The following is a 15,937-nucleotide window of genomic DNA, read 5'->3' on the forward strand; positions in this document are numbered from 1 at the left end:
TATGTTTTGGCTCATTTAGGTACTAAAATTACATTAAAAATCCATTCTATACAGTATATTAAAAAGTGATGTTGCCTGTTTTTTAGGCTCTATGATTCCTGTCTTTAGATTGTATTGATGCCCATAATACTCTTTGGCGCCAGTAACATTCAGCCATTTGATTGCAATCTCGTGCGATCGATTCAATCTGTTAAGTCTATAACTTATCGAATAATTAGCGATAAACATGGGGGAGAATTGTTTGGCGAATGCATTTTTTTCCTCGTATTGGATTTCTTTATCGGGATGATTAAGGGAAGATTTTTCCAATACTGGAGCATATCGTTCTCCGCCTTGTAAGGTCAATTTCAGGTTAACACTTAGTAGATCCCGTTGCTGTTTGTTCATAAACCATTCTTTGCCTGTCAATCCATTTATGATAAAACGCCTGTTAAATTTGCCGTTATGCCAAATGGCGTCACCTCCCGCAAATTTTGCGTCAAATAGTGTGGCTGTCAACATATAATAAACACCTTTCTGTAAGTAGCGCTCGATTGTAATATCCAATCCGACATGCTGTCCTTTGCCGCGGTTTACCAAGGCATCTTCCACGTAGAAAAGGTTGCGGTTAAGGATGGAATATGAGCTATCCGCAATCACTGGTACATGGAAAAGATATTGATAAAATGGCTCTAGTTTGATACGCATGTTATCCGACACTTTGTATTGATAGGATAAAGACAGATGGTGTGCTTTGGTGAAATCAACATCCTTGTTTAGTGGTTGGCCATTGGCTTTATCTCTTACAAGATATACGTCCATCTTTTCCATACGGCTATGTAGGCCATAAGCCATAGCAATTGAGCTTTTAGGTCCTGAAGACCACCGGATAGCTGCCCGTGGCTCAACGGTCCAATGGTTATTCAGGGTCAATAACTGTGCATTTAGCCCTAATGTAATATAGATTTTCTTGTTAAATTCAATTAATGAACTGCTGTAAGCTGAAAGCAATGTGGTTGTCCCTTTTCCTTCGGAAATTGCCTGCAATGGTTTTCCTACAAAAGGTGAACGATCCAGCAGGGTATTATAATACATGTTCGTTACCGTAAAGCCGGTTTTATTGCTATGCTTCTCCGCATATTTTTTATCAAAAGACGATGTTAAAATCAAATTGGTATAGCGGTTTCTTAAATTTAAGTAGGGCATTTCGGTACTATCACTGAAGATATCTTCAGTTGCCTTATTATTCGAATAGGTCGTGGCCAAAGTGGTACGAAGAACTCCTCCATTCTCAAAAAAATAGCGGTGGGTAATTCCGGCTGCTGCAGACATCTGATCTGTTTTTGAGGATTTATGATCATCCGTATATTTCCAGCTTGATTCCGGTTCTTTTTTTGTACGAAACCTATCGACTAATGCGTTTCCCCACATTGAAAAGGTTCCTTTATGCTTACTCGGAAAATTTAATTTAAAATTTAGATCCTGATAATCCAATAATTGTCCATTAGTTTCCCCAGCGCTAAGTTTGCTCATTAAGCCTGTTGTAGAATAGCGGTAATTAATCAAATAAGAGTCATCATTATTCCTGCTAAGAGGTCCTTCCGAAGCGAAATCCAAGCCAAGTAAGCCTGCCTGGAAGGTATGTTCATGTTTTCTATTATTTCCCGTCCGCAATTTGAGGTCAAACACCCCTGATACCGCATTGTTATATTCTGCAGGAAAGGCGCTATTATAGAAGTCCGAATTGGCTAAGACATTTGTGCTCAATGAAGTCAGTATGCCGCCGCCCAAAGTTGCTATATCTGCAAAGTGATTTGGATTTGGTATTTCTATTCCCTCAAGTTTCCATTGAAGCATACTTGGAGCATTTCCATGAACTGAGATGCCATTATTTCCAAGACTTGTAGATACTCCGGCAAAAGAACTAACCAGGCGGGCGGGATCGTCCATTCCGCCGGCATACCGATTAACTTCCTCAATCCGAAGTAAACGCCCACCAGTAAGTGCCATTTTATTAGAAGCTCGTTCCTTATTGGCTACCACGACCACGTCATTCAAGGTATAATGTGTCGGATCCATCGCAATTTCTAATGCCACCTCTTTTTGAGAAGTTAACATAATCTCTTTAATCACTGTAAGCTCGTAACTTAGGCAATAAGCCTGTACGGTATATCTTCCGACTGGCAGATTAGTAAAAACGAATTCCCCTTTGTCGGAGGTTACTGCAACCAAATCTGGTTTTTCCATTACTCGGATAGATACTGCCGCGAGCTGCTTGCCGGATAATCGATCTGTAACAACTCCGCCTATTTTTTGCGTTAGTGAAATCTGACCATGAACAGCCGTAGAAATTAAGGTAAAAAACACTATAATAACCATTTTATCCTTTAATTTTTCCATAATTTTATAGAGCAAGTTGAAGCTATACCGAAATCCTTTTTTTTTCGATAATTTTTGGCCAAGCACGATTTTGAGGGCATTGAGCACTTTATCACAGTCGGCAGCTGCTACTTGGGATAGTTTCGAGATCTGTTCTATTGTTTCTTTTTTATTCATTCTTAAAAATCTGATTACAATTCAAATTTATCGGTTCAGCGAAGTTGTGTTAGGAATATGAGATGAAATGCGTGTGAGTAGCGACAGAAATATGTATTGCTAGGTTAAATGAGATAGCATAGGTAGTTCCCCACAAATTGCAGATCGTTTTATAAAATAGGGGTACAATCAAAAGGAGACTGAATAGTAATGCTTATGCATATCTAACCAATGATTAGATTGATCAAAAAAAATTACTATTTTTGAATTAAATTTTATCTACTTAAACTGAAAAGCAAAAACGGCTCAAATTTATAAATGAACTCTGATCAACAGATTTGGCAAATGTTTCAAGTTGGACATGAACCTTCGTTCAAAATACTTTTTGAACGCTACAACCACCTGTTGTTCAATTATGGATTTAAATTTACGCAAGACGAAGAAATCATCGAAGATAGTATTCAAGAGCTATTTGTAAAACTATGGTGCAATAGGGATACCTTAAGTGCGGATGTTGCTGTAAAGAACTATCTTTTTAAAGCGTTTCGAAGGACGTTGATCAAGAAAATAGAACAATCGCTGCGAAGGGCAGATGTTGCTCAATCTTCCCTCGATTATTTGCCCTTTACCATCGAATTACCTCACGATCTCAGTATGATACGTCAAGAGCGTGCGCAGGAAATTAGAGATAAGCTTGATCAAGCACTTCAGCAGATGACAACACGCCAAAGAGAAGTTATACATCTCCGGTTTTTTGATGAATTGCCTTATGACGAAATCGCCGAAATTATGGGACTCTCTACTAAAGATACTTACAAATTGTATTATAGGGCTCTCGATAGTTTGAGAAAACACTTTGGTGCATTTGGTTTATTGGTATTACTGCACATACTTAACACGCTACGCTATCCTTAAATTTTTCACCTATCTTCAAATTTCACTCGAATAAATAATAGGCAGTATTTACAATCATAGTCCTTGTTAACGCTGTTTAATGATGATTTGGTTGAGGAATTCTGTTTTTTTTAAAAAAAATATAATTTATTGGGGTAAAATTCTGTCGAGAGGTGTAACCTATATAAAACAGTATGAACTCTCGATTATCAAAATATAAAGATTATAAGTCAGCAGATTTTTTTGCGGATGAGGATTTTGTATTAGCGGCTTTAATGCCGGCAGACGCCTCAACCGATTTTTGGTCTGAACTTATTCTTCATTATCCACATCTTTCGGATGAAATGGCTCTTGCCAAAACATGGGTCTTATTGATCCAAAATCAGACCACTGCAAAAAGTACCTTAAGTAGTGAACAGCGCTGGGCGAGGATTCAAGCACAAATTCCAATTTACGAAAGTAAAAAACAACGTAGTCGGATTGTACGCACTTTGTTACGGTGGACAGCCTCTGCAGCAGCCATCTTGGTATTTACAATGGTGGTATATGATGTTAGCCAATTTGGGACTAAAGAAACAACTACGGCCTTCGGTGAGCAACGTATCCTTTCCCTTCCGGATTCTTCTATCATCAGACTAAATAGTAATTCTCACATTTCATACGTGCGAAGTTGGAAAACGGATAAACCGCGCGAAGTTTGGCTTGAAGGAGAAGGGATGTTTGAGGTAAAGCATACTGCCGTTAAAAATCGCATGCGCGAAAGCGACTTCTTTGTTGTACATGTGGGCGACCTTTCATTAACTGTTTTGGGGACAAAGTTTAATGTAAAGGACCGTCGTGGGCGTATTGAAGTGGCGCTGTTTGAGGGAAGTGTCCGTATTCAGGGACAAAACGGTGAAGATCGTATCCTAAAACCAGGAGAGACGTTCGTCTATGATACATCTGCAAAGGAAAATCGTGTTGTTACTAACGATGGCAATAGGGTGCTATCCTGGACGCGCGGTGAACTCAGTATTGAGCATAGCAGCTTAGCAAATATTGTAGATGTGTTGGAAGATAACTATGGCTATCAAGTTGTAGTAGAAGATCCATCATTGCTCAATAAGCGATTTACAGGTGTTATACCGGTCAAAAAAATAGATGACATCCTCTTTGTTATCAAACATACTATGAATGTAAACATCGAAATGAAAAACAAACAAATAATAATAAAACCTAATTAAAAACGAGCACTAATCAATCGAAATTTATGAAAACTAAATTACTTGTGCCTATAGTCTGCCTGTTGAGTACCACGGGTAGTTTTGCGCAAAAAAGAGCGAGTCTCAGTCAGGCTCTTAGCGAAGTTACCCGGATCTACGGAACTAAATTTTCCTATGAAGAGGGGCTGATCCGGGATGCCTTTGTTAACAGTGAGGATATTCCAAAAAACAAAAGGCTTCCTGTGGAGACAGTATTGAAGGAACTGCTCTATCCAAACAATTATCTTTTCCTGTACGTTCAAAATAACTACTTTACCATTATTCGTGACAATAGAGATAAGGGAAGTAAAGATGGTAATGACCTGTATTGGAAGACTATTTCAGGCTTTGTGAAAGATAGTAAAGGTACGCCCTTGGTTGGTGCTACAGTCATGTCTGATGGACATGCCGTGCGTTCGGGAGTGACATCCAGTAGCGACGGAAGTTATACACTACGTCTTACAGAACCTGCTGATGCCATTATTTTTTCTTACATGGGAATGGAGCCGCAGCGTAGGGTAATCGGCAGTAGCAACCAGATTAATGTGACAATGGAGGAGGTAGTCAGTGTGTTGGATGATGTTGAAGTTGTGTCTATGGGATATACTAAAATACCCAAAGATAGAGCTACTAGTTCATTTGGAAGTGTGACGTCCAAGCAATTACAGGAAACACCAGCGATTAATATTCTTGAACGAATACAGGGTCTTGTACCGGGAATGTATGTAGATCCAAGAACAAATAACATCCAGATACGGGGTATAAATACTTTTGGGACTGGGGGAACTCCAAAAGAACCATTGATCGTAGTTGACGGATTCCCGATGGCAGAAACAGTTGATGCCCAGTTTTCGCTTACAAATAAAGGCAATACACAGAGCTCTGGTGGTGCGGTATTAAGCCGAATAAATCCGAACGATATCGAAAGCATAACTGTATTGAAGGATGCTGCGGCATCTTCAATTTGGGGGGCCAAAGCCGCAAATGGGGTAATCGTTATTGAAACTAAAAAAGGAAGAGTTACCCCAACATCAATCAATTTCGGTACTTCCTTAAGTATCGCCTCTCCAGCTGATCTGAATAAAATGGACAGGATGTCTTCGTCGCAATATATTGACCTTGAAAAACAATTGGTCGAGGAAGGCTTTATAGCAGACAATATCGAAAAAAATAGCTGGGACGCATTTAATAGTAGCAAACCTCACTCTGAATCACTCGAATGGATTTTTCGTGCAATACGGGGGACAGCTACTGAGCAGGAACGCGATGCAGCACTCTCAAGACTTGCATCTACTGATAATCGTAATCAAATCAAAGACTATCTATTGCAGAAAGCGACTTCCCAACAGTATAATCTTTCGATCTCGGGAGGAGCCAATAAGAGCACCTACTTTGTCTCCACCAATTATACAAAAGATGTCCCCGTGTTTCGCGCAAATAAAGCAGAAAGCTTCAATACAACGGCTAATCTTACCAATATGCTTTTCAACGACCGGGTTAAGTTAGCTACCGGTATTACGTATAATTATGGGAATTCCATTGGTAATTCTGCCGTAATCAACGCTCTATCATCAAATATTAGTTCAGGCGGCCTCCTCCCTTATGATCTGTTGAAAGATGAGAACGGAAATAACATACGACGCTATATTCAATTTAGACCTGAGGTCTCACAGGATTTTGAGAAAAAAGGTTATATGGATTGGGCTTATAATCCAATAGAAGAGCTTACTGCTGCAAATTATAATAATCAAAATCATGGGTTGCGGATGCATATGGATATCAATACCAAACTGGCCAGTTGGGCAGATCTCTCGGTAATGGGGCAATGGCAGCGGCAGCTGAACAATACGGAAAATGTTGACGGGGTAAATAGTTATAGCCAGAGAAATCAGATCAATGTCGGTACAACTTTCAATGCTAATGGAAATTATGTATATGGCTATCCGATGGGAGGTCGATTGGGCATTCAAAATTACAACGGCTCCCAGTACGTTTTCCGTTCGCAGCTGAATATCAACAAAGCTTTTGGCAGGTCTATGGAGCATAATTTGAATTTTCTCGCCGGTGCCGAATGGAAACAAAATAATTACCGGTCATCCGGAGATAACTATTTAGGATTCAACGCTGATACCTATTCATTTGCCGTTATAAATCCAACAGGAAGTTACGCAACGATTTATGGTTGGGATAATTATTTCAGTTCCAATGCTGCCATTGCAAAGAATAGAAACCGAGCGTTATCTTACTATTCCAATGGCGCTTTTTCGGCTTTTAACGGTAAATATGTACTTTCTGGAAGTATTCGATTTGATGATTTTACGCTAGTTGGTGCTTCTAAGAGTGAGCGCGGTAAGCCACTTTGGTCTGTAGGTGGAAAATGGGATGTTAAAAAAGAAAACTTCTTAAAAGAATCGACATGGGTAGATGCTTTGGGGATTCGTATGACCTACGGAGTCAACGGTATTTTGCCAACAGGTGCAAATAGGGTGGTTGTGATCAATACAAGTAATGATAACATTACAAATGAAGTAACGGCAGAAATTGTATCTCCTGCTAATAGTCAGATTAGCTGGGAAAAAGTCCATACACTAAATATTGGCGTAGATTACGGCATCTGGCACAACAGACTACAGCTTAACGTAGATTATTATACGAAGAAATCTTCTGATATTATTTATGATTTTCCGTTCAACCCAACCTATGGCTGGACGCGTCTGAAATTTAATAGCTCGACAATGTCGGGACAAGGTGTTGATTTAGGCTTAAGGGCTGTTTGGTTGCAATCTAAGGTGAAATGGAATACATTATTCAATTTTGGTTATAATACCAATAAAGTCACAGATTCGCGTTTCAGCAATCCGACTCGGGTGCTTGACTACATCAATGGAACTATTCCGATTGTCGGAAATTCAATAGATTATGTCTATGCCTACCGATGGGCAGGATTAGATAATCAAGGACGTTCGCAGGTATACAAACAAAATGGAGAAATTGTCAATGCTGATGCACCTGCTACAGCTCTTTCACCCGAAGACCTTGTGAAAGTGGGGCGTACCACACCGCCCTATTTTGGTGGACTATTCAATACATTCTCCTATCGTAATTTTACCTTAGGAGTTCGTATAACTTACGAATTGGGACATGTATTTAGACGACTTTCCGTACAAAACTATCCAGATTATGCTCCCTATTCTGGAGTCATAGGTCTTCAGTCTGATTTAGCAAAGAGATGGCGTCAACCTGGAGATGAAGCTTTCACAAACGTGCCAGGACTTAGTAAGCAAGGTTACCAATACAATAGTTTGTCACGTTATGCTAATTCGGATGCGTTGGTAATCAGTGGTAGTAATGTTCGCTTGCAACAGATTGATCTAGGTTATAGTTTTCCATTCAAAACCTTGGAAAATACACCGTTTAAATCTGTAAACGTAAATGCGAGTGTTCGCAATCTGGGCTTACTTTGGCGAAAAAATAAAGATGGAATTGATCCAAGTTATCGGACATTGAATAGTTATTCAAATCTTCCGCCCTCACCAACGTATTTTATGAGTCTAAACCTATCTTTTTAAACTTGAAATCATGAAAATTAAAAATATTATCCTCTATAGCCTACTATCCTCGAGCGTATTATTGGCAGCTTCATGTAGGAAATTTGTAGAAGTAGATCAGTATGATAAACGTACCCTGAAAACAACCGACGATTTTCGTTATCTTCTAAACAATAAGGGTAACTTTGAAAGTTCGTATATTCTGCCACTTATCACAAGTGATAATATCGCTGCGGAAGTCCCAACTACAGCTTCATTGTCCTGGGGCGAGAATTACCAAAGAGCTTATATCTGGAATGATTATTTCTATGTAGATAATCAGCAAGATGTAGCCTGGAATAATCTGTATAAGCAGATTTACATTGCCAATGAAATTCTTGACGGGGTGATGGAAAGCCAAAATGGCACAACGGCACAAAAGCTTGCCGTAGCTGCTGAAGCTCGTGTTCATCGCGCGTTTGCCTATTTTTCTTTAGCCAATCAGTATGCCCAAGTATATGATCCCACAAAGGCTGAGAGCCAACCCGGATTACCATTATTGCTAAAAGCAGATCTTTTTGAAAACCTAAGCCGTGTGTCGTTAGCTCGGATTTATGAACAGATGATCACAGATTTAAGCTTGGCTACGGAAAATCTACCTAATTATCCGACTTTTAATTACCATCCTTCCAAAATTGCCGCTTATGCCTTGTTATCAAGAGTATACTTGACAATGCGTAATTTTGAAGAAGCTGGTAGATATGCCGACTTGGCCTTAGCTTTAGATCCTACAGTGTATAATCTGGAGGACTACGTTTCAGGCTCCTATCCTCGGCTGATTGATGATAAGGAAGTACTCTTGTCAAAGTTAAGCTCAGGATTTATACGCGGCCCAATAAATCCTGAGCTTATCGCACTGTACAAAGCTGATGATCTTCGGCTGAAATTATTCATTGGTACCGATGTCAATACATACAAAGGATCTGTATATATCAAACCTTTATTTAATAACCCTTATTATTACAACTCTTATGTAGGTTTGAATAGCCCCGAAATCATTCTTAATCGAGCAGAAGTATACGCTCGTCAAAATAATGTAGCCAAAGTAGTCGAATTGCTAAATCTATTGCGTAAGAAGCGTTTTGCAGCCAGTAAATACATCGCACTTTCACCGACAGATATCAATGGTGACTTACTGCAGTCGGTAGTCGACGAGCGTCGTCGCGAATTTGTTGGAACGGATCTACGTTGGTACGACATGCGCCGCCTTACGTTGGATGGTAATTATTTTAAATCTGTTAGCCGTACTTTAAACGGACAGACTTATACCTTGACGGCTTCAAGCCCACGTTTAATATACCCCATCAACCAGGAAGTGTTGACTCTCAATCCTGAAATTGGCCAAAACCCCAGATAATTTATATAAGATGAAAAAGCAGATAATTTTTTTAGTGTTGTTGTTTGTCCAGGCTGTGTCGTATGCGCAGCCTCGATTTGACAGCAGTCTTTTCAAACCAGCCAAACCTAGAACATCTGGACCTGTCGAGGTAGTTTACAATGCTAAAGATAAGGACCTCGAATTTAGTGATGCGATAAATGCGGCCTGTTTTCTTTTCGAAGATTTTTCGTGGCGGCAAATTAGTCTTCCCATGCAAAAAAATGCAGCAGGGCTATGGACAGTAATACTACCAGTCAAATCGACAACAGCTTTTATTGCTGTAAAATTCTATCAGGGCGATTTTGACCATCCCGACGTAACAGATAATAATCAGGATCGGGGCTATGCGGTAGCTTTAAGTGATGCAAAAGGAAAAGCTGTTCCTGGCGCCTACCTTGGAGAAGCTGCTTTCCAGCAACCTGAGATCGCTGGCGGTGGAATTTTTTCATACTATAATACGCAGCCGGCTGCGATGCCTGCTGACTATATGAAAAGTTTAGCGGATAAGGAGTTTGCCTTATCAGGTAAACAACACCTTCGCTATTTTCAGTCATTTATGAATTTACAAAAATTGGCTTTGGGGGATGCTTTTCCTGCATATGCCCAAAAACTGATCACGCAGCAATTACAACGAAAAGATTTGAGCGATGAAGTGCTTGGTCAGCTTTATTCGTTTGCGAGTTCAAGACTAAAAGACACTGAAGTGATACAATTGATCGAGAAGCGTGTAAATACGGATTACCCAAGTGGAGCGACAGCTCGTTTTATTGCTTATAGTAATACGATGAGTGGCAATCCGAGTAACGCTGAAATAATCACTTCCTATGAAAAGTTTTTACAACGTTTTCCTGTTCAGCAGTGGCGCCAGCGTCCCAATGCTCAGGGATTTATTTATTATGCGATATACCGCGGACTAGGATCGGCATACTTCGAAACCAAACAGCTCGACAAGTTTGCTAAGTTATACGATGATCTCGATTTTAGAACAGGAAATGAGTTGATGCGCTGGAATATTATGCGTGCCTATATGTTTAAAATGGTCGGTAAAGATAGCCTCTATCAAGTGTCTGAAGCAATCCTACCCAAAATGATTGCTCGCCGTGGCGATAATTCCTACAAAGATGATTTTGATCGTCAGGCTCAGGCAGATTCCAATGTAGTGAAAAATTTGGATGACCGTCTTTTTACGCATATTTCTTTGTTAAACGATCTTAAAAAATATGCGGAAGCGAGAAAATATTTTCTGCTGCTCTCTGAAGATGGCAAATACAGTAATGCGGATCTTAACGAAATTAATCTACAAGTACTGGAGGGACTCAATGATGAAAAGCAAATTTTGCCTTTACTAGAAATGAGTGCCCGTTACAATGCGATGACTCCGCGGATGTTTGATAAACTAAAATCAATTTACTTAAAAGGACACCCCAATGATGAAAGTGGGTACCAAGCTTATCTGGCGGGATTGAAATCGGATGAACAAAAAGCCGCAATGCAAGCCTATGTAGACCATAACTGGGTCAATCATCCGATGCCCGACTTTCGTTTGGAAACGGCTGAAGGACTATTTATCACACCAGAAGACTGGAAAGATAAAATTGTTGTTGTGGATTTTTGGGCTACTTGGTGTCGCCCATGTATCATGGCATTTCCGGGAATGCAGCTTCTAGTCGACAAATATGCACAGGATAAAGAGGTTGCGATATATATGCTAGGAACCATGCAGACTGGAAACTATAAAGATAAGTCTGTCAACTATGTTCGTGGGGAAGGGTTCCGTTTCAACTTATTGCATGACAGTGTCAATCCTAAGACGAACGAGCAGGATTTGTTATTCAAGCAGTTGGTTCCTTTATTTGGCGATTCATCCATTCCGCGCAAGATCATTGTTAAAAACGGTCGTGTGCGCTATTGCTCAGGCGGATATTCAGGAAGTCCCAGCAAATTGATGGATGAACTATCCCTTGCGATTGAAATCCTTAAAAACGAAAAATAGATTTAAATCAAGATACAATATGAATAGGAAAGCAACGAGCTTACTCGTGGGAATGCTTGGTGTGGGGCTGTCGCTGCAGGCGCAGATGAATCCAAAATATAAATTTGAAGAGGCACTGAAGCTTATTCAGCAGAATTATGTCGACCAGGTCAATGAAGAGCATTTGGTGGATGCAGCGATCAGAGCGATGATATCGGATTTAGATCCCCATTCACGGTACACTAGTCGTGAGGAAGCGGAGCAGATGAATGTGGCCATGAGTGGAAGTTTCGCTGGAATTGGCATCCAATTCCTAAAAGACAATGAGCAAACTTTCGTCTCTAAAGTAAATGCTGATGGGCCAGCCATGCGTGCAGGATTACGTGTGGGCGATCAGATACTCCGGATCGATGGCGAGAGCATTGTTGGGGAAAAATGGGGCAACCGCGAGATTATGGAAAAATTGCGTGGCGAAAAAGATGTGCCAGTGGTATTAACAATAATGTCTACGGGAAGCAAGGAAAGTAAGGAGATAAGTATTATTCGTGAAAATATACTGGAGAGATCTGTTCGCGAAAGTTATATGGTCGACAATCAGATTGGTTATATTTCCCTTTCAATTTTCAATCAGACTACGCGTCAGGAAATAGATGCTGCCTTAAAGAGTCTTAAAGATCAGGGTATGAAAAAATTGATCCTAGACTTGCAGAGTAATGGCGGCGGGTATGTGCAATCTGCTATTGGTGTCGCTGACGAGTTTTTGCCCAAAGAAAAAATTGTGTTTTATTCCGTACCAAACCAAGGCGGAAAAGATTACTACTTCACTGGTGGTTATGGTCAATTTTATGATGGGGAATTGGTCGTCCTAATTGATGAGTCCACGGCTTCAGCCAGTGAAATCGTTACAGGAGCACTTCAGGACTGGGATCGTGCCGTGGTCATCGGTCGGCGCAGTTTTGGAAAAGGGTTAATGCAGAAACCCGTTCCATTATCCGATGGTTCACAAATGCAGCTTACCGGCGCACGTTACTATACCCCTTCCGGTCGGTCGATTCAGAAACCTTACACAAAAGGAAAGGAAGATTATTTTCAGGATTTTAATCGCCGTATGGCATCCAAAGAGCTGCTGGAAGAAGGACATATTTCTTTTCCAGATTCCTTAAAGTATAGCACATTGGGAAATAAAAGAACGGTGTATGGGGGCGGCGGAATTATGCCGGACCGTTTTGTGCCTATCGATACCAATGAATATAGCACGTGGATGGCGCAGCTGATGAACAACGGTATTGTCGCTAAAGGAGGGATTGAATTTGTGCAGCAGAATCGTACAGCGCTTCTGAGTGCATATCCGAACTTTGATGCATTTAATTCCCGCTTTAAAGTCCCTAAAGAAGTTCACCGCCAACTTGTTGCCGGAGCACATAAGCGATCCATTACTATCCCGCCGGAAAATCATCTAGACGCTCATGATGCCATTGATATTGAATTTAAAGCACAGGTTGCTTCTTTGCTTTACACCGGTGGCGATTATATGGCACGTGTCAGAAATGAGTCTAACAAGAGCTTCAGGGAGGCCTTATTAGTCCTTCGTGATGATAAGCTTTATAAACAACTTTTACAGACAAATATCGTTGGGCAAAGCATAAAAAAAGGCGTGACGAAAGTGTCTAAATAGATTTTAAAATAGTACAATAATTATTATATCAATATGAAGAATATAAAATGGGCTTTAGCTTTAGCCTGCATATTGCCAGCTTTGGGATATGCGCAACAAAATTATACTTTACAAGGAACTGTAGGTAAACTAAACAAACCTGCAAAAGCTTATCTTCGTCTTAACTATGACGGAAAAGAACGCATTGATTCCGTAGATATGAAAGACGGTAAATTTGAGTTTAAAGGAAGCATTCCTTCACCGATGGAAGCACATTTGCGTATCATCCACGATAATGCTCCTTTTGATCCCGCCAAACCACCTAAGCAGGATATATTAGCATTTTTGATAGAAGGAACAACGATCAAATTCGCAGCTGCAGATTCTATCAAACATGCGAAAATAACTGGATCGCCTTTGAATGCTGAAAATGAACGCGTTAATGCCATGCTGAAACCAATATATGATCAGTATGAGGGACTTGAAAATGAGTATAAATCCAAATCGCTCGCAGACCAACAAGATCCCAAATATATCAAAACCCTAGAGGATCGGGCTAATGCGATACAACAGCAGACAATAGATGCAAAATTGGATTACGTCGCCAAAAATCCCAAAAGCTACATGGCGTTGATGGCTTTCAACTCCACATTACCGCCCGAATTTGATGCCATCAAAGCCGAAAAAATATTTGGCACATTGGATCCGAGTTTACAGAGCTCTATCCTCGGAAAGGATCTCGCTAAGCGTATCGCTTTGGTTAAAAAAACAAGCGAAGGGGTAGAAGCACAAGATTTTACACAACCCGATGTGGACGGTAAACCGGTCAAGTTATCGGACTACCGTGGAAAGTATGTCCTCATTGATTTTTGGGCATCTTGGTGTGCCCCTTGCCGTCGTGAAAATCCAAATTTAGTAAAAGCCTATGCGAAATATCAGAAACAAGGCTTTGAAATTCTAGGCGTTTCCATGGATAAAGCCGCGGATAAAGCAAAATGGTTAAAAGCTATTCAAGATGATGGGCTGACTTGGAAACAGGTGGGGGATCTCAAAGGATGGGAAAACGAAGCTGGAGCAATGTACGATGTTAAGGCTATTCCTATGAATTTCCTGGTTGATCCAAATGGAAAAATCATTGCTAAATATTTGCGTGGTGAAGAATTAGATAAAAAACTAGCTGAAATTTTTGCTAAGTAGTTTATAGGTGCACGCTAAAATCCTATAGTTAAGACCTAATTTTTATTTAGTTGGTACGGCTGTAAACTCAAGGCAGCCGTATCGACTTAAAATAGCGTAATTATCTCCTTAATCGACTAATATAATCTATTCTTAAGTTTCAAAAAACAATATTCCATTTCAAGCTGTCTTATCTATGTTAAATAGATAAACAAGATGAATTTTGATATTATTCAGTGTGAAGACCTGAAGCAGGCCATACATATACCAAACACAACGACAGACCATAGTGAAGAAACTTGGTTTGTTAAATTTGGAGAGGAAATAATAGGGGTAGGACTTTTTCCATTACAAAGCCAACATTGTTCCTTAGCCATTGTTGGAAATAACTATGATGATAAGAAAATACTGGGCGATATTGACGCACACGATACAACAATCATCGAGGGATTGAATATTGCTTATGAAGGCTATTTAAGATCCATTGTTGGCGACATCGTTATCGGTGAAAAGCGAGTAGACGATTGAGCTTCCACGCCAATTTGCTCATGATTACATTAGATACACGTGCCTTTTAATTTTTTTTTCGTAATAAAATTCTTTCATTTGTAAAGAAGAGAAAGTCGTGATGATAAGAAAAGATCTTTTGATCGAAATAGCTGAAGAGCTCGAAGATTACTGCACCAATGAATCAGCAAATGGCACACTTGATGATTTCCTAAAATACATGTATCTCAAAAATTCGATTGGGATGACTCAAACACGAGAAGTCGGGGGAGAACATGCGCTTGTAGAAGATAGGGACGTTCCAGCAGAAGATTTAGGAAAACTACTTTTGATGATGAACCGTTATGCCAAACATTATATCAAACTGGCATTTGAAGGGACTCATCTACAGTCTCCAGAAGACTTTACCTTCTTAATGGTGTTATTTTCTTATGACAAACTTCTTCAAACAGAACTGATTCGAAAAAATGCTGTCGAAAAGGCCTCGGGTACTGAAGTCATTCGAAGATTAATGCGTCTTGGTTTAATCGAAGAGGCACCCAAAGTCTCTGATAAAAGAGCTAAACCAATATGTATATCCGATGAAGGGCGAACTGAATTATTTAAGGTGCTGCCTAAAATGAAAATTGTAGGTAATATATTAATTGGAAATCTTTCCAATGAAGAACGTGATCTATTGATCATATTACTTGCAAAGCTTGATCATCATCACCATACTTTGATTGACAAGAAAGAAGTGAGCCATCTCGAACAGTATTTAATAAAAGATTAGGCTTGGCTTAATCTTTTTATTAGATACGTATTCCCTAGTTTATTATTGTATAATCTATTGATTATTAAGTGTATATTGGTCTTTTTAGCCATGTTGTTATAATGATTTAGAGGTAGAATATGTGCCTTCAACCATTTTACTGTTAATTTACTCGTTAATTTAGTATTTTTTAATACTAAATTGGAGTTTTAATAAACTATATTTGAAGAAGAATTTTAAGAACTTCTTTATGACTAATAAAA

General features: G+C 39.7%; 10 protein-coding genes. 9 read left to right on the plus strand and 1 reads right to left on the minus strand.

Features of this window, described 5'->3' with window-relative positions; translation table 11 throughout:
* Window positions 1-33: 33 nt before the first annotated feature.
* On the minus strand, window positions 34-2,535 hold the full coding sequence (locus QE382_RS07770) for a TonB-dependent receptor (protein WP_307185371.1): 2,502 nt from the start codon (window positions 2,533-2,535) through the stop codon (window positions 34-36).
* 297 nt (window positions 2,536-2,832) lie between these two features.
* Here QE382_RS07770 and QE382_RS07775 point away from each other — a divergent pair, with 297 nt between their 5' ends.
* From QE382_RS07775 to QE382_RS07815, 9 genes are all read left to right on the plus strand, one after another.
* Window positions 2,833-3,429 (plus strand): RNA polymerase sigma factor, encoded by a 597-nt coding sequence (locus QE382_RS07775; RefSeq protein ID WP_307185372.1) that lies wholly within the window; start codon window positions 2,833-2,835, stop codon window positions 3,427-3,429.
* 173 nt (window positions 3,430-3,602) lie between these two features.
* A complete protein-coding gene (locus tag QE382_RS07780; RefSeq protein WP_307185373.1) occupies window positions 3,603-4,631 on the plus strand; it encodes a FecR family protein in 1,029 nt (342 codons plus the stop codon).
* Between the two features lie 26 nt (window positions 4,632-4,657).
* Complete coding sequence (locus tag QE382_RS07785) at window positions 4,658-8,218, plus strand: SusC/RagA family TonB-linked outer membrane protein (protein WP_307185374.1); 3,561 nt, start codon at window positions 4,658-4,660, stop codon at window positions 8,216-8,218.
* Between the two features lie 10 nt (window positions 8,219-8,228).
* Complete coding sequence (locus QE382_RS07790; protein WP_307185375.1) at window positions 8,229-9,593, plus strand: RagB/SusD family nutrient uptake outer membrane protein; 1,365 nt, start codon at window positions 8,229-8,231, stop codon at window positions 9,591-9,593.
* 10 nt (window positions 9,594-9,603) lie between these two features.
* Complete coding sequence (locus tag QE382_RS07795; protein WP_307185376.1) at window positions 9,604-11,607, plus strand: TlpA family protein disulfide reductase; 2,004 nt, start codon at window positions 9,604-9,606, stop codon at window positions 11,605-11,607.
* Between the two features lie 19 nt (window positions 11,608-11,626).
* Window positions 11,627-13,261, plus strand: a complete 1,635-nt coding sequence (locus QE382_RS07800) for a S41 family peptidase (RefSeq protein ID WP_307185377.1) — start codon at window positions 11,627-11,629, stop codon at window positions 13,259-13,261.
* A gap of 33 nt (window positions 13,262-13,294) precedes the next feature.
* Window positions 13,295-14,437: a TlpA disulfide reductase family protein gene (locus QE382_RS07805; protein ID WP_307185378.1), complete on the plus strand. Its 1,143-nt coding sequence runs from the start codon at window positions 13,295-13,297 to the stop codon at window positions 14,435-14,437.
* 195 nt (window positions 14,438-14,632) lie between these two features.
* The gene (locus tag QE382_RS07810) at window positions 14,633-14,944 is read left to right on the plus strand and encodes a hypothetical protein (RefSeq protein ID WP_307185379.1); all 312 of its coding nucleotides are present in this window, start codon (window positions 14,633-14,635) and stop codon (window positions 14,942-14,944) included.
* A 100-nt stretch (window positions 14,945-15,044) separates the two neighbouring features.
* The gene (locus QE382_RS07815) at window positions 15,045-15,695 is read left to right on the plus strand and encodes a MarR family winged helix-turn-helix transcriptional regulator (RefSeq protein WP_307188017.1); all 651 of its coding nucleotides are present in this window, start codon (window positions 15,045-15,047) and stop codon (window positions 15,693-15,695) included.
* Window positions 15,696-15,937: the final 242 nt, after the last annotated feature.

Source organism: Sphingobacterium zeae, from assembly GCF_030818895.1.
Taxonomy (GTDB): domain Bacteria; phylum Bacteroidota; class Bacteroidia; order Sphingobacteriales; family Sphingobacteriaceae; genus Sphingobacterium; species Sphingobacterium zeae.